20 protein-coding genes and 1 riboswitch are annotated in these 18,870 nt (G+C 53.9%); of the genes, 10 read left to right on the top strand and 10 right to left on the bottom strand.

Annotation, left to right across the window (positions count from 1 at the left end):
- The first annotated feature begins 146 nt into the window (after positions 1-146).
- Positions 147-343, top strand: a riboswitch (cobalamin riboswitch).
- 42 nt (positions 344-385) lie between these two features.
- From Q7W83_RS29195 to Q7W83_RS29170, 6 genes are all read left to right on the top strand, one after another.
- Positions 386-1,033, top strand: coding sequence for an energy-coupling factor ABC transporter permease (locus Q7W83_RS29195; RefSeq protein WP_240888424.1), 648 nt, complete (start codon positions 386-388; stop codon positions 1,031-1,033).
- A 98-nt stretch (positions 1,034-1,131) separates the two neighbouring features.
- Positions 1,132-1,515, top strand: coding sequence for a DUF2946 domain-containing protein (locus tag Q7W83_RS29190; protein WP_240888423.1), 384 nt, complete (start codon positions 1,132-1,134; stop codon positions 1,513-1,515).
- Positions 1,516-1,749: 234 nt separating this feature from the next.
- On the top strand, positions 1,750-2,388 hold the full coding sequence (locus Q7W83_RS29185; RefSeq protein ID WP_240888422.1) for a putative natural product biosynthesis protein: 639 nt from the start codon (positions 1,750-1,752) through the stop codon (positions 2,386-2,388).
- Positions 2,388-2,801 (top strand): DUF2946 domain-containing protein, encoded by a 414-nt coding sequence (locus tag Q7W83_RS29180; RefSeq protein WP_346769710.1) that lies wholly within the window; start codon positions 2,388-2,390, stop codon positions 2,799-2,801. Before Q7W83_RS29185 ends, Q7W83_RS29180 begins: the two co-directional genes overlap by 1 nt.
- 96 nt (positions 2,802-2,897) lie before the next feature.
- Positions 2,898-5,084, top strand: a complete 2,187-nt coding sequence (locus tag Q7W83_RS29175) for a TonB-dependent siderophore receptor (RefSeq protein ID WP_473658443.1) — start codon at positions 2,898-2,900, stop codon at positions 5,082-5,084.
- A gap of 10 nt (positions 5,085-5,094) precedes the next feature.
- A complete protein-coding gene (locus tag Q7W83_RS29170; RefSeq protein ID WP_473658441.1) occupies positions 5,095-5,925 on the top strand; it encodes a DJ-1/PfpI family protein in 831 nt (276 codons plus the stop codon).
- An 84-nt stretch (positions 5,926-6,009) separates the two neighbouring features.
- Here Q7W83_RS29170 and Q7W83_RS29165 read toward each other — a convergent pair whose 3' ends face one another.
- The 8 genes from Q7W83_RS29165 to Q7W83_RS29130 all read right to left on the bottom strand — a co-directional run bounded on the left by Q7W83_RS29165 (position 6,010) and on the right by Q7W83_RS29130 (position 12,770).
- Positions 6,010-6,297, bottom strand: coding sequence for a c-type cytochrome (locus Q7W83_RS29165; protein ID WP_122557269.1), 288 nt, complete (start codon positions 6,295-6,297; stop codon positions 6,010-6,012).
- Positions 6,298-6,807: 510 nt separating this feature from the next.
- Positions 6,808-7,182: a copper homeostasis periplasmic binding protein CopC gene (gene copC, locus Q7W83_RS29160; protein ID WP_176999842.1), complete on the bottom strand. Its 375-nt coding sequence runs from the start codon at positions 7,180-7,182 to the stop codon at positions 6,808-6,810.
- A gap of 92 nt (positions 7,183-7,274) precedes the next feature.
- Positions 7,275-9,356, bottom strand: a complete 2,082-nt coding sequence (locus Q7W83_RS29155; protein ID WP_473658504.1) for a TonB-dependent receptor — start codon at positions 9,354-9,356, stop codon at positions 7,275-7,277.
- A 105-nt stretch (positions 9,357-9,461) separates the two neighbouring features.
- On the bottom strand, positions 9,462-9,851 hold the full coding sequence (locus Q7W83_RS29150; protein ID WP_473658438.1) for a DUF2946 domain-containing protein: 390 nt from the start codon (positions 9,849-9,851) through the stop codon (positions 9,462-9,464).
- Between the two features lie 162 nt (positions 9,852-10,013).
- Positions 10,014-10,418: a helix-turn-helix domain-containing protein gene (locus tag Q7W83_RS29145; protein ID WP_473658436.1), complete on the bottom strand. Its 405-nt coding sequence runs from the start codon at positions 10,416-10,418 to the stop codon at positions 10,014-10,016.
- 273 nt (positions 10,419-10,691) lie between these two features.
- Positions 10,692-11,588 carry a Fic family protein gene (locus Q7W83_RS29140; RefSeq protein ID WP_473658434.1) on the bottom strand — a complete coding sequence of 299 codons (897 nt, stop codon included), beginning with the start codon at positions 11,586-11,588 and terminating at the stop codon, positions 10,692-10,694.
- Between the two features lie 616 nt (positions 11,589-12,204).
- A complete protein-coding gene (locus tag Q7W83_RS29135) occupies positions 12,205-12,411 on the bottom strand; it encodes an AbrB/MazE/SpoVT family DNA-binding domain-containing protein (protein WP_473658432.1) in 207 nt (68 codons plus the stop codon).
- A 77-nt stretch (positions 12,412-12,488) separates the two neighbouring features.
- Positions 12,489-12,770, bottom strand: coding sequence for a hypothetical protein (locus Q7W83_RS29130; protein ID WP_473658430.1), 282 nt, complete (start codon positions 12,768-12,770; stop codon positions 12,489-12,491).
- Between the two features lie 254 nt (positions 12,771-13,024).
- Here Q7W83_RS29130 and Q7W83_RS29125 point away from each other — a divergent pair, with 254 nt between their 5' ends.
- From Q7W83_RS29125 to Q7W83_RS29115, 3 genes are all read left to right on the top strand, one after another.
- On the top strand, positions 13,025-13,240 hold the full coding sequence (locus tag Q7W83_RS29125) for a hypothetical protein (protein ID WP_473658428.1): 216 nt from the start codon (positions 13,025-13,027) through the stop codon (positions 13,238-13,240).
- A gap of 302 nt (positions 13,241-13,542) precedes the next feature.
- On the top strand, positions 13,543-16,314 hold the full coding sequence (locus tag Q7W83_RS29120) for a UvrD-helicase domain-containing protein (RefSeq protein WP_473658426.1): 2,772 nt from the start codon (positions 13,543-13,545) through the stop codon (positions 16,312-16,314).
- Between the two features lie 616 nt (positions 16,315-16,930).
- A complete protein-coding gene (locus Q7W83_RS29115) occupies positions 16,931-17,299 on the top strand; it encodes a hypothetical protein (protein WP_473658424.1) in 369 nt (122 codons plus the stop codon).
- A gap of 120 nt (positions 17,300-17,419) precedes the next feature.
- On the opposite strand, the gene Q7W83_RS29110 is transcribed toward Q7W83_RS29115, so the two are convergent.
- Positions 17,420-17,662 carry an AbrB/MazE/SpoVT family DNA-binding domain-containing protein gene (locus Q7W83_RS29110; RefSeq protein ID WP_473658421.1) on the bottom strand — a complete coding sequence of 81 codons (243 nt, stop codon included), beginning with the start codon at positions 17,660-17,662 and terminating at the stop codon, positions 17,420-17,422.
- 63 nt (positions 17,663-17,725) lie between these two features.
- Complete coding sequence (locus tag Q7W83_RS29105) at positions 17,726-17,971, bottom strand: hypothetical protein (protein WP_473658420.1); 246 nt, start codon at positions 17,969-17,971, stop codon at positions 17,726-17,728.
- Between the two features lie 207 nt (positions 17,972-18,178).
- Here Q7W83_RS29105 and Q7W83_RS29100 point away from each other — a divergent pair, with 207 nt between their 5' ends.
- Positions 18,179-18,787, top strand: coding sequence for a hypothetical protein (locus Q7W83_RS29100; protein WP_473658418.1), 609 nt, complete (start codon positions 18,179-18,181; stop codon positions 18,785-18,787).
- Positions 18,788-18,870 lie beyond the last annotated feature (83 nt).

The raw sequence follows: 18,870 nt of genomic DNA, 5'->3' as shown, positions 1-18,870 counted from the left end.
ATAACCTGCGACAGTCTGGCGCAGGCATTACCCTAAGTCCGATAAAACATGCCTATCGAGTCGCCTGAGGCAGACTGTCGCACGTTGTTCCGTGGAACCTTGTCGGAAAGACTACTCGCCTCGTGCGCAGACCGTGCAAAACCCTTAATCTGTTGACGCTTTGTGGTTTCACCTTTTGGTGAAGCAATAGGGAAGCAGGTACGCCCTTTGGCCATTCCTGCGCTGCCCCCGCAACTGTGAACGGTTAGCTCTCTCGTCTATGCCACTGGCCTATAACGGCTGGGAAGGCGCGGGAGGGTGTTGAGCTGTGAGCCAGGAGACCTGCCACAAGTGCTGCCGAATATCCCGGCAGTTTTCAGACCCGCATCCCTCGGAGGGAGAACTGATGCATATCGAACCCGGCGTGCTCAATGCCGCCAAAGTGCTGTACGCCAACGCCGCTGCAATCGCTACGCTGGCGGCGTTTTCGCCGAAGCTGTTACGCCCCGATAACCTGATTAAGACGATACTCGCCGCCGCGTTTTTCTCGGTGTTCATGGAAGTATTCCATTTGCCGGTCGGCGCTTCTGAATTGCATTTCGTCGGTGCTTCCGCCGTCTACGTCATCTTCGGCTTTATCCCCACGCTGTTTGGTTTTGCCATTGGCCTGTTGTTGCAAGGATTGTTGTTCGAACCGCAGGATCTAGTGCACCTAGGGGTCAACTCGTTGTCTTTGATGTTGCCGCTGATTGCCGCCCACGGCTTGCTGGGACGCCGCTTTTTCGACGTTGCCGGACGCAGCATTCGTTGGGCTGAAGTGGTCAAGTTCGATGCGCTGTATTACACCGGTGTGGTAGTGATGGTGGGTTTCTGGTTGTCCATGGGCGAGGAGCCAACCCCTCTGAGTAACTGGGCGCTGTTCGCCGTTTCGTACTTGCCACTGGTGTTATGCGAGCCGTTGTTCACCTGCCTGGTTGCGAGGACGCTTAAGCGCTATGCCGACAACACCTTTGTCGAGCGCTTCACCTGTGTGAAATCACTGAAAGTCGCATAATTTCCCCGTGCCCCATCGTCTAGGTATTTCTGGGCGGTGGGTTTGAACGACATCTTTCGATCTTCAACCCCGCTTGCTTGGGTGTTAATGTCGCTGCCATGAAATTGTCCCTATCAAACCGCTCGCTCGTTGCCTGGACGCTATATTTCTGCGTCCTGTTCAACGTGTTTGCCTGCGGTTTGGGACATGGGCAGATGAGCGGGCTCGAACTCAATGGAGTCGGCGGTCAGTTTTGCTCTGCACTGGGCAGCAAGAGCCCGATTCAGAAAACGGACTTCACTGACCAGTCAACTGGTGGCTGGGCCGGTAGTCTGTCGTGCCCTATCTGTTCAGCGGTGACATTGAGCATCGCCTTTCTATTTTGCCTGACCTGGCTGCTGCGAATCAGACAAAAGCCGCAGCCCAGCCGCGAGCTGCGCTGCAAGGCACCTCCTCGATACTCTTGGCCCTCGGCCAACCCTCGCGCTTCCCCTCAGATTTGACGCCTGTGAGTGGCCGGCTTGATTTGCCCGCCATCGCTTGTTTTTTCGTCGTCCGTTTTACGCCGGCTGTCGCTGATGCGACCAAGGGTGGACGCCGTTCAACCGTCTCGGGAAGGACATCCGTATGTCTCTTGTTATTGATCATCCAAGTTCCAGGTTTAGTTTTTCCGAAAGGATCACTGTCTGTATTACTGCATTCCGTAAGTCGCAAGCGGTTGTGGCACGGAGGTTGGTATGCGCTCTGTAGCCATTCCTTCAGGGGCTTCGCGGCTGGTCAGTAAGGCGTCGCGTGTGAGCAGTCGTGGCGACTTCCTGTTGCCGTTTCCTGACTACCCCAGTAATGCACGCTGTTTTGTTCACTTGGATGCCCGGTTGCTGCCTTACTGGCATACGTTGTTCGATGTGTGTCCTGGGTTGCTCAAGTTAGATCCACCGGACGGCTTGAACATATTTCGAAGTTTCATGACCTGGGCATACCGCAATCATCCACCTCTGAACTGGACTTACTACCTGAGTGTTTGTCGCTGGTTACTCAACTCGACCTACCAGAAGCAAATACACGAGGAACACATCGACTCCTTCATGACTGCGGCGGCGGCTCGTTGGATAAATACTGACGATAGCCAAGCTCGCGGGCTGGTCTTGGCTTGGCAGGGTTCGCCTATGAGGGTGTTTGACTGGAAGGTAGCCCCCCGTTCTGTCGCCGGCGTTGACCCCGAAAAAGAGGAATTTCCCCCGACGCCTTGGGACTTCGCCTGGTGCCCTCTTACAGGAAAGGGAGGCGCTGGCTTTCGCCGCTGGTTGCCTATCCCCGGATACGAGCCACAGGCCCAGCCTTTGAAGGCTGTCCGTGATAAGCAGAAGTCCTGCTAGTGCATAAGCGCTACATCATCGGAGCATGGCTGAGTCTGTTCGCCATGCTGATGATTTTTGCCGGCCCGCTGATCAGTCAGGGGATCAGCCTTGCCCATGGCCAAAGTCAGCAAATGGGTATGTCAGGCATGGAATGCCACGACATGCCTGGCATGAGTCAGATGACTCATCACGGCTCTGCTGACAAACACCATGACCTGATCGTGTGGGAAAAGTGCGGGTACTGCTCACTGCTGTTCCAACACCCTGCACTCATCGAGTCGAATCTGCCCAGCTTCCGGCTTAATGCTCCACCGCTACGCCATCTTTATGCTCGCCTCACCGCACAGCCAGCAGCGCCACCAGTTTTTCCTGGTGCTCGAAGCCGAGCGCCACCGGTTCAACCTTTGAACGTCACCGCTACTTTTTGCTGAAAACGAATTGCCGACCTGCGTCACGTGCTCTTGTGGGCCGTGTTGCCGAATCGTCATGAACGTTCAGCCAATACCTGACTTTCATCGGAAGATCCCATGTACCCGACCAAGAACGAGCCGCTGCTTCACATTGACCTGTCGCGTTTGCGTTGGCGCCATGCCTCCTACATGGTTCTAGGGCTGGCATTACCAGTAATCGCCCAAGCTGCACAGCCGCAGGACGGCACCGGAGATGCAACACAAACAACCAAACGGTTACAGACCTGGACGTTGGAGCCTATAAACGTTTCTGGGGAGCGCGAAGGCTATACCGCACCAAGCTCTGCTTCAGCCACGCGCACCGACACACCCTTGATCGAAGTCCCGCAGTCGGTACAGGTCGTCACTCAATCGATGATCAAAGAGCAGGACAGCCATTCGCTTACTGATGCGCTGGTCAACGTCTCAGGAGTCAGAGCGACAAAGCCTCAAGAGGCACTGTTCGCCCAGCCTATCGTGCGCGGATTTCCGGCGGAAATTTACATGAATGGGCTACCTGCATTCGGAGGTACGGCGGCCAGTATCGACCCAACCAGCCTCATTGGCACCGAACGCGTCGAGGTACTCAAAGGCCCGACATCAGCGCTTTACGGCGGCGGAATTGGCGCGCCGCTAGGTGGCTTGATCAACGTGATTTCCAAGCGCCCTGAAGCTGAGCCCAGTGCCTTACTGTCAATGCGCACAGGCAGTTTCGGCACGGTGAATCCTTCGATGGATCTCAACACACCCATCGGCGACAAGGTTGTCGCACGGATTTCCGCTGACTATCAGGAAAACGATAGCTGGATTGATCACGTCAATGGCCATCAATGGTCGATACAGCCAAGCATTGCGTTCCAGCTTTCGCCAGAGACCGAGCTATTGCTGCGTGGTCAGTACGAGGATCGTAGCCAGCTCGAATATTCCGGCCTACCAGCCGCCCAAGCATTGAGCGGGCAGATTGATCGCAATGCATTCCCAGGGGCTACAAGTGGACAGCCTCACACCACCATCGAGAATCGAACAACGACTGCCCAGCTCACGCATGAGCTTAGCGACGACACGCGAATGACCGTCACCGCTCAGTATTACGAGGGTAGGGTTCGCGACTATGGCAGTTTTGTTTATCCGGAACTTCTCGGCCCAAGTCCTGCGACGCCAACGGTCTACCCGATATTCAAGCTTTACCTGCCCACGAACATCCGGGAAAACACCCTCGATACCAACCTGGCATCCAGAATCGAAGCGCTGGGCGGCAACCACGAACTACTGATAGGAGCCAGCTACGACCGTACCGATTTCACCTCGGCCATGTCCGGCGCGGAGCTCATCGGTGAGCTTGACCTTGCCAATCCGGCATATGGGATTTCCTACGGCGCGACACCCGAAATAATGGTGTCCCAGACCAACCGTTACGAAACAAAGGCTCTTTATGTTCAGGATCAGGCAACCTATGGCCGCTTCCACCTTTTGGGGTCGTTGCGACTGACCCAGCTTGATCTCAAGCAGCAAGAGCAGGGCGTTGATACTTCCTATCACCGTGTTACGCCACGGTTTGGCATCACCTATGACCTGACCGAAAGTCTTGCGCTCTACGCGGCGTATTCCACCGGTTTCAGGGGGGCGTTCAACTTCACTGGTCGCGAAACTCCCAAGCCTGAGCTCTCTCGCAACTATGAGGCGGGCATTAAGCTGGCTTTCAAAGATCTCGGCATTTCCGGCACGCTCGCGGTGTTCGAACAGACGCGCCGTAATGTGTCCACTCCCGATCCTGACCCTAACTACTCGATTCTGGGTTATTCGGTGCAGAGCGGCGAACAACGCGCTCGCGGGGTAGAAGCGGATCTGGTCTGGGAACCGATCCCCGCTCTTTCGTTACTGGCCAACTATGCCTATACCCAGGCAGAAGTCACAGAGGACAGCTCGATTCCGGTCGGTGACGGACTGCCTCGAGTACCACGGCACAGCGGTCGCCTCGCAGCCCGTTATCGAATACTCGATGGCGCCGCGAAGGGGCTGGGCTTCGGTGCTGGTATCACAGCACTCAGTTCCCGTGAGTTAACCCTGCCCAATACGGTATCCGCACGAGGCTATGCACTGCTGGATGCGCAGACTTCCTACGACTTCGACCGATACACGATCTCAGTTTCGGCGGTAAACCTGACAGGTCGCAAAGTCTTTGAGACCTATCAATATTTGGGGTCTCCCCTGGTATTACCTACTCAACCACGTTCGGCTTACCTGACGCTGACAGCCAGCTTCTGAGGACACCATCATGATTGATAACCAACGTCGTAAATTAGTGATTGGCGCACTCCTAGCTCCCTTGGCGGCAAGCGTTCACTTCAAGGCTTTGGCTGCTGACAAAACCACGCAAGAGCACCACATGTCTGACATGGGCCCCGACATGGACAAAGTGCCTTGGATGGGCGACGAGCAAATCGCAATGTTGATCTACCCAGGCATGACAGTAATGGATCTGATTGGCCCGCACTGCATGTTTGGTTCGCTCATGGGGGCCACGATTCATATTGTTGCCAAGTCGCTTGATCCGGTAACCAGCGATGCTGGCTTAACGATTATACCGACCACCACCTTCGACACCTGTCCTCGCGATCTGACTGTGCTTTTCACACCAGGCGGCACGGATGGCACCCTGGCAGCGGCCTCTGACCCCGAGACTCTGGCCTTCATGGCTGATCGCGGGTCGCGTGCGAAATATGTCACCAGTGTCTGCTCTGGCTCGCTAATTCTCGGCGCGGCTGGGCTGTTAAAAGGTTACAAGGCAACCTCTCACTGGTCGTGCCGCGAGGCATTAGCCGGGTTTGAAGCAATCCCCACCGAGGCTCGCGTTGTGCGCGACCGCAACAGAGTCACGGGCGCAGGCGTAACAGCGGGGTTGGACTTCGGCTTGGCTATGGTCGCGGAACTGCGCGATCAGACCTATGCAGAATGTACGCAGTTAATGAGTGAGTACGATCCCGATCCGCCGTTCAACGCAGGATCAATGAAGACCGCTCCGCCGAAGGTAAAGGCAGCCATGATCCAGATGGCAGTGGACTTTACGAAGAAGGCAGAGGCGCTCGCCAGCGCGGCGAAAGGCTAAGATTTGTGGTGCGGGGTATGCGGTAGTTCCGCACTTACGGATATGAGCTGGTGGGGGCAGCAAGCTGCCTCCCTACCGCGACCCTTACTTCGACATCCACGCAATTACGGCCTTGTAGTCTTCGGCGCTACAGTCCATGCACAGGCCCCGCGCCGGCATTGCATTAAAGCCTTCGGTCACGTGTTTGACTAATACATCGGTGCCCTGCTCAAGGCGGGGTTTCCATGCCGCTTGATCACCTTTTTTTGGTGCCATAGGTAACTGGCCGCTATGGCACATGGTGCAGGCGCGGTTGAATACCGCTTCAGGCTCTTGGGCGGCATAAGCGGTAGAGAATGCGAGTAAACAGGCTGCTGCCAATACTTTCTTCACGGTCGACCTCATGGGACATTTTATAATCAGGCGGCGCCTTCGGAATGACAGAGTCCATCCGTGGCACATGAGCATTGCCGACGCATTTGCCGTTTGGCAGAAAGCACATCAGCAGGGCATTTTGAGTTTAGTGAGGGCGTATCGAGACCCCAAATGCGACAGGCCGCCGCACCTGGCGACCTAGCTAATGAACCGTAGCTCGCTTGAGGGGGGGCGAGCGTCACCTGTGGCAGGTTGTCGCAGACCAGTGTGTCAGTGGATGCATGCTACATTTAATGCCGACGCGGTGATTTCTCTTGGCAGGGTTAACGTCGTGTCACTGAGTGCCATGGCCTGAAAGGGCCGTGGCACTTTTCTTTTCTCTAAGTAGCTCCCTCCCGCATCCGATACCTGCGCTCCTTGTTTACTTATTCTCCAGCAGACTCATCTCCAGCTTTTCTTTGAGGCGCTTTCAAAGAAAAGGCCCACAGCGTGGGCCTCGTTAACTTCAGTCGAGCTTACCGATCCAGATCACTTGCCCACTGTGAAACCGTAGTCGCCATCACTTTTGTGGGTATCAACCGAAACGGCATGCCATTCAACCTTGTACTTGCCGGCTGCCAGCGGTTTCTCAGGTGTGACGATCAATGTCTTCTGGTCGCCTGGAGCGGTATCGATGCTTTTGATAGCAACTGCGGAGCCATCGCCAGTGATGGTGACTTTGGTGAACTTGGCTTCGACACCTTCAGAGAACACCAGACGCAACTCCTGCGGTGCACTTACCGTGCTATCAGCAGCCGGTGTTTCACTCTTAAGGTGGGCATGGGCAAACACTGAAGTGGCCGTTGCAAGGGATGCAAGCAACGCCACGGAGGTCAGGATTTTTTTCGCAAAATGAGCTGGCATCTTTATTACCTCTGGTTAACGACGCGTAAAGGTTTGCTGCGAATTCGTACTCTGTATCGCTGAAGCCAGATGGGCCCCAGCGGTTATCCACATCAGAAGTCAAGAGTAAGCCCGGCGTACAAAGCACGCCCATCACCTGGTGAGTGCAGGGATGCTTGGGCACCATCCGGGTCGTACCAAACGTATTCATAATAGCGGTTGGTGAGGTTTTTCAACTGTAGATCGACGCTCACCGATTCGGTCACTTTGTAGGTCGCGCCGAGGTTCATCAGTACGTATCCACCATAAGTCCCTTTGGTGTTTTCTCGTTCCAGGTAGTAGTTAGTCTGGCCATTCATCCAGGCCGTCAGCTGCAGCGCAGGTGTCGCTTCATAGCTGATCCCCGCGTTGTAAAGGTGATGGGGGATATGGTCGATTTCCTGGCCTTTACTGTTGGGCAAACTGGCGCTTGGCTGGAGTATTTTCGAATACTGCCAAGAGTAGGCCATCCAGATGTCAGTACGTTCGTTAGGGTGCAAGTTCATTTGCAGGTCGTAACCCCAACGTCGCGTTTCACCTACGTTGTCCGATTCGCCGCTTGGGTCGTTTAGGCGGCGACTGACTTCACCGGAGGCCTCCTGCTGCCAGTACGCCACGCGACCATCAATCCAGTCCGCAGGGGTGAACTTGATGCCGGTTTCCCAGCCTTCATTGATTGAAGGTGCCAGATCGGTATCTCTTGGCGGGATTTTGTAGGCTGCCGCGCCGGTGCCAACTTGGAAGGTACGGCCCCAGTTGGCATAAAAACTGGCTACGTCCCAGGGCGAATAGACCACGCTAAGCTTAGGTTGTTTGATCAGGCCATAATCGTTGATATCGTAATCCAGGCCGGTCATTTCGTTGGTGAAATCCCCCTGGATTTTATCGACCCGATACGCCGGTACGATCTTCAGCGACTCGAAAGGTTTGATCTCAGCCTGAACGTAGGCGCCGTAGGTGTCGAAGTCGAACTGCTGATCTCGGGTAGTTGCCAGACGAGCGCGGTCTTTGGTGCGATAGCGCTCACTCTTGTTTTGCTGCTGCTGTACGTCTGCACCACCTTCCAAGGCGAAGTCATACAGCCAGCTGACCTCCGGTCGCCATGTCAGAGATGTGAGAGCGCCATATTGAGTTTCATAGGCATCACGCTCCTGTTGGGAGCTAGTGCGCCAATATTGCGTCCAGCGTCGATCATCGAAGGTGTTGACGTAGGTCTTCGCCGACCATGCGAGGTTCTCAGCCAAGTCTGTATCGAAATGCAGGCTGACCTGATTCATACGCCGAGTGCCCTTGTCGGTGGCGTTGAAACTGTTGGTCATGGTCGGATGATGGCGGGCATCATCTTCGGTCAAATAGCCAGGCTCCTGAGCCTCTGCTTCGTAGTGACGGGCGATCAAACCGATTCGGTAGCTGTCGTCATCCGGTGTGTAAAACCACTTACCCGACATAGAAAACCGGTCTGCTTGGGAATGATCCCTGTAGCCATCGGATTTTTGATAGGCAAAGAAGTAGTTCTGAGTCCAGTTGCTGCTTTCGATGCCCTTGGCGAGCTGGGTTTCCTGAGTGTTGAAACTGCCGTAACGAATCCGCGCCTTGGCGTAGTCACCACCGGTGCGGGTCAGCATGTTGACGTTACCAGCGATGTTGTTCAAACCATAGCGCGCATCACTGGTGCCTCGGACAACCTCGATGCTGTCCAGCTCCATGGGGAAAATCATGTCCATGAACGGCATGTTGCCGTCGTTGCTGTTGCTAGGAATCCCGTCAATCAACAGTTTTACGGCGTTCACTTCGCCTTCGCCGTTAAAGCCACGGAAGGAAATTTTCCCTGAGGTCGTGCCCTGGTTGAACTCCGTGAGCATCACCCCAGGAGCGCGGCTGAACAACTCCCAGCTGTAATTGACTGGCATCTTTTCGAGGATATCTCCCCCGAGGATATCCACCGAGCTGAGTACACTGCTGGTACTCAGGGGGCCGCTGGCTGTGCCCTGAACGTTCACGGTGCCCAAAGTCAGGGTCGAGTCTTCGACTTTACCGACGTCGGCCAGAGCCGAGCACAAAGGGTTCATGGCGAATATGCCAACCGACATCAACGGCCATATAGAACGGGACACAGACAGACGCTTTGCATGACGCAAAGTAAGTGAAGCAGGCATAGCACGCACTTCCTGATGATCAAGAAACTTCAAGGGCGTTTAGCTTCCTTTGAGGCCGCTAAAAGATTTAAAGAGGCAGCACCGGACAATGTCAGCGGTGTGTGATCAGGCGAAGGGAGAGGCGCGTGGACTTAGGCTTGGCCACCGAATCCTGGGATGGAGCTTCGGCAGTACAGGATTTTCGAGGGAAGTGTCGGATGTGTATTGCGGTAAAAAGTGCCGGTAGTAGTTGGAGGGAAGCGCTGCCATTCCAGCATGGCCACAGCAGCAATCACCGTGCTGCATAACCGTTTTTGAAGGAGCTTGCTGGAAAGTGTCGACTGTTTTCTTGAGCCCTGGAGGTAAAGCTTGAGAACCACCTCCCGAGCAGAATCCACCCCAAAGCATCAGCTGAACATCCGGCGTCTGCATAGCGCGGCTCATCGGCATGGCAAACATGTTTAGCAACACGGCCAGGCAGGCGATCCAAGGGCTTATGCGTTTCAACGAGGACATGTTCAAAGTCAGCGTAGAGGGGCGGTTATTTAGCCGGAATTAAGGAGCAATGTAAAAGTTTCATGCGTGCGCCATTTCGCCACAGGTAATGTCATTCCTTTCCCGAGATAGCTGGGTGACGAGCACGATCAGGCCATACGGTGTTACTACGTCGGGGATCGTCTACTCCACGAAGCAGAATTCTACTTGCGGAGAGTTCGTCACTGAGCGATTACTTGAGGTCTTAGTTGAGAGGCGTGTGACCGGTGAGCCATCGTCGGACGAAATCGATAAATTCTTAAGAATTCCGTCACGGGCTAGATCTGCTAATTCATCTTGAGTCCGGCGCAGCAAAGCGTTGGTGGACTCTCCCGAATCGGCGCAAAGGGTAATGGCAACTAGGGTCAGAGGATTCACGTTGAGCGGGCCACTCAGAGCAGTAATCATCTCCAGTGTGGGGCTTGACTGGGCTCGCTCCAATTTCGAAACGTATGTTCGACTGCTGACTTCGGCAAGGTTTCTCTGAGTCAATCCTCTGCCGACGCGCATCGCTTTAAGCACAGCAGCAAAAGCAATTTTGAGCGACATAACACATTCCTGAAAGAGCCAGTCCCTTTGAGCGTGGATGAGCGTGAAGGGGGCATTCTAGGCATATGGAAGCCAATCACGCCATGTCTGGGTTCCTTGCTCGAGTGGCCACCGAGAATAAGCATTCAGCTTGTAATAGATAAGTGCGCAAGGATATCTGCGAGACACCCTCCAACTAGCTGGACTTGCCCCTTCAAAACCCCAACTCCCTGTTAAATTGATGCCACTGCCAAGCGCCTGAACTCCCTCGGTGAACGGTAGTTCTCCAGGCTTCTAGCCCGGCTTGAATTCGCTTTTCGCTAAAGAGAAATCAGGAAAAATATCCTTTGCAAACCAGAGCGGTAGGCCTACCTGCACCGTTTGGAGATTGGATGACGAGCTCACCGCAATGCCAACATTAATCAACCTGCTGAGCTGATCACTCGCTGCTTGGGGCTGAAGACCAGTGAAAGCCTCGAATTCGCTTCGAGGCAGAGTTCCCTGGATCAGCAGTGCAAAGAACGCTGGGGCAGTTCCTGCTCTGATCCTTGCCTCTGTTAGACGCGTATTCGTTTTCAAGACCTGAATAACAGCCTCTCGAAGCTGTCGGCGATTCAGGGCAGCAGTCATGTAATCCACTTCTCCAAGGCAAACCTCAAGCATGAATTCCATGAAGCTGAGGGGGGATTTACCTGATTTTTGAACTCTATCAGTGGGCTCTCTCACTTGTGTGCGATGAGTCGGAGCCAAAGCCTGATACTCCTCGTGCCGACGGGCCAGCCCGCGAGTAAGCGACCACAAGTGGGGATGCAAGCCAAGCTGAGCCAAATGCTGGTGAATGATCAGCCTCGCGACAGCCCCTTTAGCATCGGGAAACGCTTGAGTTTGGAGAAGGTGAAAATGGTGGGCTAGAACAGCAACGATACGCCGACGAAGCTCAGGTACCTTCTCCAGCGTGGACTGCTTGTTCGCTGAGTTAAATGCATCCTTCAGTACTTCTGGCTCGGTGTGGTACCCGTCGATGATCCTTGAGTAATCGGCGTCAGAGTCCATCAGTAATTTGCTCAAGCATGCAGCGGTTTCCGGCGCGACCATGCCGGCCAGGTAAGCTGTCTTCGTTACAAGCAAGTCTGCGCTCACCAGAATTGACTGAGGAATCGAGTCGGGGAGGGCCGGGTTTGAGGCATTCATGGCGTTGACACTATCCGTGCTTGAAGCGCTTGTCATGCAACAGGTGTAGATTTCGAAACGAGCGAAGCGGTGCATAGCATTTCATGGAAGTCACGAAAGCGCACAGGCTAGGATGAATTACCCACCTCTCGATACCATGTCTTCCTGGGTCTGACAGATCCTACGTGGCGGGCAATGGGGATATCGCTAATTCGGGCCACCTGGCACGGCTTGGTGTTAGGTTTTCAGATGGAGTGAAAGTGCTGTCATCGATCAAGGAATACCAACCAAGGCCCCAGATCCCACAAGGCATTTGGATGACCTCCGGGCTGCCATCACGTGGCACCAGGCTTAATGACCTAGTTCACGAAGGACTGCCATTCGAATACCTTGAGCGGATAGCGAGCCTTCTACAGGTGCAGCGAGGGGGTGTCTCCAAAGCTATTTGCATGTCTCCCACAACGATGGCCCACAGGGGAAAAGCAGGGCGGTTCATCACGATCTTGTTGCTCAATTTCATCAAGAATCGCGAGGAGGTGTATTGCTTGATCAGAGCCAGGCTGCAGCCTTTCTAAATCCCACGAGGCATAGCGCCGTTTCCGTTCGCGCTGCCAGAGACGATTCGCGTCAATCATCATTATTGTCCGCTATTCCAGGTCTCAGTGAGCTCGTCTATTCGATCTGCAATTTGAGGCTCTTTCGATAGGACAAGGCAGCGCGTGTTGCCGACAAACTCCTCGATCAAATAGAGCGAGTCACCGACATCAAGCTCCAGTTCTTGCAGCGCTTCATCAGGAATTCGAATAGCGCCGTCACCATCCCATTCTTCGATGACGATTTTCATAGGTGGCTTTCTCACGTGCGGTCTCCATTAGTTTTGAATCGCCAAGCCGCTCAATGCCCGTAGAATCTCGGCGACACTTACAGACCCGGATAATCATCAAGCCTTAGGCTAGGGGCATCTCCGTCTTCCGGCTCGCGCTTGGGCGTATGTATCACTCCAGCTTCAGCGTCCGCACGCATTTGCTCGAGTTCTTTGTCAAAAGCCTTGTCCTGTACCGTGGGTTTGCTGGTGTACGGTTTGCGCTCTGGTTGAGGCTTGGATGCATAAGTCGTTAACGCGTCTGGGTCATGCTGCAGCTTCTCTTGGACTTGCGACTCCAGCATCGCACGGAGGGCGTCTTTGTCGGGACGGTTAAGCAACTTTGTTACTCCTAATTGGCAGTCAGTGATTGGCTCATTGGATGGTGAAAGATGAGGCGTCCAAGCCTAAACCGCAACCGCCTGGGGTAAATGGGCGCCGGCCTCGGTTTGCCAAGTCGGCCCGCGATAAGGGCACCCTCCACCTAACCTCAAATCAGCCCGGGCTGGTGATTCAAAACCTGTTCGTGCAACTGAAACACTGACGAAACATTCTGGCCATATGATTCGCATCACTGAAATCCAGGGAGTTGGAGATGAATCGACCATCAAGAAGCATGCGCAAATTACTCGATGCCGTTGCCTCCAATAATGAGGCAGCGGCGCTAGAGGTGATGCGTGCTGCTGAGCAGTTTCAAGATGAGGTGTTGCGCCAACGGTTGCTGAACCTGATTCATCGGCTCAACCAGGACGCTAATGACTTGCGAATGGCGCGGGACGATATCCAAGGTGGTGCCATAAAGCTCGCCTGATCGGTCTCGCAGGATTTCTGTGTTCGCTCCTTCGGGCCAACGCTGCCCGGCTAAAACCTTGTTTTCTTCCACAGCAGAAAACCGGCACGCGGCAATCTCACGCAGGAGCTGGAGCATCTCAGCCGTGTCGCAGAGGCGTTCAATCTTTAGTAGCCAGACCGAAACTGTCATCGACCCTATGCGGAGATCAAGGCCTCTTAACCGGAGCTTTTATTGCTTGAGCCAAAAGGCGAATTGGTAGCTGGTCATTGCGAGGATTTGGGCTCTGGTAAGCTGGCTTCTTTTAGGCCGTGATCACCAGCATGACAACGCAATGGAAGCCATCTTGGTTAGGACGACTCCTCACACGCTCGAAGCCGTGGCAGCTGACACTGGAGGACGACCGGTTAATACTTCGTATCGGCGATCGGGTTTATCCTCTCACGGCTGAAAATTTCGCCAGAGGCGGAATTAAACGTGGTCTGGTCTGGACGAATGTGACGGTGTTCGTCGGGCATAAGCTCCGACTAGATGGCCTTTCCAACGCTGAACAGCCAACCTTGAGCCAGGCATTCATCCACCTGGAACATCTCAAGCATCAGCGACAGTTCGAAGCGTGCTACGCGAAAGTGACCCAGTGGCTTGAGGAGGTCACTTGTGTGATAAAAACCGTAGATGCCGAGTGTCGTTGGCTCACTCACGACATGCAGCAGGTTTTACTGGAATCTAGGGCATCGCTGGGCGTGAATGACGTAACGTTACGTACACTTTTCGCCCTTCCTGAGGTTCAGTCACTATTGGGAAATAAAGCTTTCCACGTGAAGTCCCATCTGGACGACTGGGCATCAAATTGGCCTGCGCGGTGGGATGCCCGCAACAAGTTGCATTTGGAGCGCGAGCTCGAAGCGTGCGCGACCTTGCTACAGAAGGTCGAAAGCAGACCGCTCACAGATGAACAATCCCGCGCAGTCCTTTGTTTCGATAATCGTGTTCAGGTTATTGCCTCGGCTGGATCCGGAAAAACCTCGACTATGGTAGCCAAGGCTATTTACGCGGTTCACCGGGAGCTGGTCGCTCCTGCCGCTATCATCATGTTGGCGTTCAACAAGCACGCAGCCACCGAGCTGAAAGCGCGCGCTGCTGAGTCGCTTGTTCGCTTAGGAAAGGAAAACATCACAATCAACGCGATGACCTTCCACTCTCTGGGCCTGAATATTATTGGAGACGCAACTGGGAAGAAGCCACACGTGCCGGATTGGGCCTGCGAAACGCTACCCGGGCTCGAAAAGCTGGCGGAACTGATAGATGCACTTAGGGATCAATCAGAAGCCTTCCGTACTAATTGGGATCTCTTCCGCCTGGTCTTTGGGCGTGATCATTCTTCAACACCGATTGAAGATCTGTTTGAGGCTTATGATAACGAAGGCAATGCGCGCCTAGTCAGCCTGAATGGCGATCGAGTGGCCAGCCAAGAAGAACGCCTGATCGCCAACTGGTTGTTCTATAACGGCGTGGAGTATGCCTACGAGAGGCCTTACGAGCACGACACAGCAACCGCAGAGCGAAGACAATACTTTCCTGATTTTTACTACCCGACGATCAATCTTTACCACGAGCACTTTGCCTTCGATGCCAACGGTCAGGCACCGGCACATTTCGTCGGCTACCTAGACGATGCCAACTGGAAGCGTGCGCTTCACAAGTCTAAAGGCACCCAGCTGATAGAGACCACGTCTCACCAGCTGAACTCAGGCCAGATATTCAATCATCTCAAGCTCGAGCTGACTTCCCGTGGGATTACCCTAGATCCCAACCCTGATCGACCCTTACCGCAATCAGGGTTAGCGCCGATGGAGCACGTGGAACTGATAAAAGTGCTCCGATCGTTCATCACTCACTTTAAGAGCAATAGCCTCAACGAAAAGACGTTGTATGAGCGCCTCAATGCCCTCCCAGTGAATGCTTTCAAGTACCGCTACCAGATGTTTTTAGAACTCGCGATTCCAGTCATCAGGGCCTGGGATAAGGCACTGCTGATGGAGCGGGGCATCGATTTTGAAGACATGATCAATCTAGCTGCGGAACACCTCGAACGTGGACACAAATCTCCTTATCAGCTTGTGATGGCCGATGAATACCAAGATGCCTCACGCGCCCGCGCTCGACTCTGCCGAGCATTGGTCGCAGCGCCGCATCGCTTCCTGTTCGCGGTAGGGGATGACTGGCAGTCAATCAATCGCTTTGCCGGCGCTGACGTCTCTGTCATGACGGGTTTTCGTGAGTGGTATGGCCATGGCCAAGTACTGCATTTGGAAACAACGTTTCGTTGTCCCCAGGCGATTTGCGACGCCTCCAGTCGATTTGTGTCCAAGAATCCTGCACAGCTGAGGAAGACTGTTGTTTCAGTGATACCTGCAATTGGCCCGGCTCTCCAGGCGTACCAGGTGACAAGTCAAGGCGAAATACGTGACGCAATTGGTCAATATCTTGAGATGCTATATGCAGGTCTCGTCGATGCCTCTGTGCCGCAAAATCGCAATGGGAAGATCACTGTTTTTGTTTTAGGTCGTTACAAAAACGACCGGCAATACGTCCCTGAAGGATGGGGGCATCGGTACGGCGATCGGTTGGAGGTGCGGTTCAAATCAATCCATACATCCAAGGGTGATCAAGCTGACTACGTGATCCTTCCAGGAATGGTGGCTAAGGGTTTCCCAAACCTCAAAGGCGATGATCCAGTGTTTGGTCTGGTCATGCCTGAAGGGGACACCTTCAAGCATGGCGAGGAGCGTCGTCTGTTTTATGTGGCACTGACTCGGGCTCGTCGATCAGTAGCTATGTTCACCGTGTCTGGACGGTGTTCGCCATTCCTGGATGAATTGGTGAAGGATGGCGCAGTGACAATCACCAGTATCAAGGGCGAGGCTGTCCAGGAGGATCGATGCCCGGTGTGTAAGGTCGGAGTCATCGTGGAGCGCACCGGAAAATATGGGGACTTCAAGTCCTGTTCAAATTTTCCACGATGCAAGTTCAAGCCAAGAATAAACACACCTTCGCAGTCTAAGTGGACAGCGTCCCTGCCTCGTAGGTTTTGAAGGTGATTGTTGCCGTGGAGAAGGGTGAATCGCCCCTAGTTTCGTAGTACCTGCCGATGAGAAGATGTATGTGGAAGGTCTTTTTCCTCAAGGCCGCTTCATCAAACCTTCCGAAAGTGAAATCTCGAAGGCCATTCATCAGATCTTCCAGGCTGTCACGTTCTTACGAGAGTGTGGACGCCCAGTATCGCGAGAGATTGATTGTGCGATCCACTGGGGCAATAAGAAAAGGCAAATCGAATTGCTGGCTTCATGAGGAAATGGGCAGAGTGCAGCTGCTATAAAATCCCCCCCTTATTTACTGCACGCGATGAGCACGCCTTGACGTTGGTTGAGTTCGGAGCGTCGTCTGGATGTGATAAGAACGAGGGTGGAGAAAATCCGACGTCGATTTTATAGGCTGACTAGAAAGGGGAGTTCTTGTGTGAGCTTCAAGAGCGCAGAGGGCGTATGTTAAGGAACATTGCGCGCTTGGGCGCCGTCGTTGTTTCGGGCCCTGGGCCCGGCTCGACCTGGGTCACTGCCAGCTGTACGCAATGCGGCTATCATGTAAGTACTGAATCGCGTAGGTAGCCGAGCCTATTCGAGCATGGGCAAATGATCATAGGAACAGGCGATGATTTTCAGAGCGATGGTAAGCACACCCAAAGGCTGGCACGACAAAAGCTCGCAATGCGTTGTTTTCCTTGAAGCCTCAAATCGTGAAGAAGCCCGTAAACGTCTTCGCGAGACTCTAGCTCCGTTATGGAAAGTAGAACCTGAAACTCTGGAGTGGGAAAATTTGGAGTCTGAAGAGGATCTCATCTCGAATTCCATCGACGAAGGAGCCATCGGCGACCATCGACTATTTGTGATCGGCACTTGGCAGTTCAAGCCAATTTACTTAGGTGGCTCATCCGGAACACCGCTGTTCCTGCTGACCAGTGAGCTAGATCGTATGACACGCGCTTTTCTCACGTTGCCCCGTGATAAAGCGGTCGCATGAGTCAAAACTGCTGACCAGGGCGATTAGGATCGCAGAGACCCGGACTTGTGGCCTCTCAGCATGGCGGATCAACCTTACGCGTTTCATCACTGGCCCTCGGTTTGATTTGGAGGAACTACCTCACTTGTCCTCGGCCGTGCCGCGCTGTTTGGTATTCCAGGCATCAGTGAGTTCGTCTATCCGATCCGCAATTTGAGGCGTCTTTGATAGGACAAGGCAGCGCGTGTTGCCGACAAATTCTTCTATCAGGTACACAGCGTCGCCAACATCTAGCTCCAGCTCCTGCAGCGCCTCGTCTGGAATTCGAATCGCACCGTCACCATCCCATTCTTCGATGACGATTTTCATCGGTGGCTTTTTCACATTTGATCTCCGTTGCTATGAGCCGGCAAGCCGTTCCCGCCTGTAGATTTTTCGGTGGCACGTTTACAGATCCGGATAATCATCAAGCTTAAGGCTAGGAGCGCCTCCGTCCTCCGGTTCGCGCTTAGGCGTATATATCACTCCAGCTTCGGCGTCCGCACGCATCTGCTCGAGCTCTTTGTGAAATGCCTTGTCCTGCACCGTCGGCTTGCTCGTGTACGGTTTACGCTCTGGCTCAGGCTTTGCTGCGTAGGTCGTTACCGCATCAGGTTCCTGCTGCAGCTTTTGTTGGACTTGCGACTCCAGCATTGCACGGAGGGCATCCTTATCGGGACGGGTAGCGTATCGAAGCGAGTTCGCGATACGCCGTCCCAGCCTGCACGAACCGAAGCCACTTTCTGGCCGCTTGGTTCAAAGGCCTAGAATTCTAGCGTCCAAAAATATTTCACCCTGTCGCTAAAGTTTTCCTGCGCAGCGTCCGTTGTTATTTTTAAGAACAACGTATTGGTGAAATTTGTGGGCAAAACTGAAGTGCAACCGGCAACGTTTTTTTTTGCGGAACGCGAATTTGTTTGCTGGCGTGGGCGGGAACATGACGAGCTGTATTCGTGCAAGGTATCCAGGCAGGGGGATCACTATGTCGGTCTGAATTTAGACATCATGCCCATCAGGTTCTCCGACGCCATAGCTGAAGATATCGCGCGCTGTCTCTACGATGCCGTGCTCGTTACCGTTGGGAATTTGGCAGGATTTGTACCAACGCCTACCGCATGCGACAGCAAGCTTGAGAGGACATTTCGAAAAAGGGTGTCGGGCGAATGGAGCTACAGTGCTGATGGCCGATTCGACGGCCATGAGACAGAAGATCAAGTCTATGTTGTTGAGCTTGCGGTGGATGAGAGCGACATAACTGAGAGGGTGGGGGTCTATACCATTGAAGGCGGTGGGATAGAGCTTGTGTTCGACTTTATGGGTTATTCATTCAGCATGCTCGACGCTGTGTGGCTTGCTAACGCATTGATGAAGGCCATCGGGCGTGAACAGCTGGATACCTTGGAGACAACGAGCATGAGTTGCAGGCTTATGGCAGGCTTCTATCCAGCTGAATTCCGAATGGAGCTATAGGCCACTCTGAGCTATCAGCTGGGCTAATGAGATGGTCACCCCCACACCCTGCGAGGGCTACGCTTTCGCAGGGTGTTTTGTTT

The sequence above is a fragment of the Pseudomonas sp. 300 genome (genome assembly GCF_055803035.1).
The sequence above is the reverse complement of the archived record's forward strand: the minus strand, read 5'-3'. Positions and strand labels throughout refer to the sequence as shown.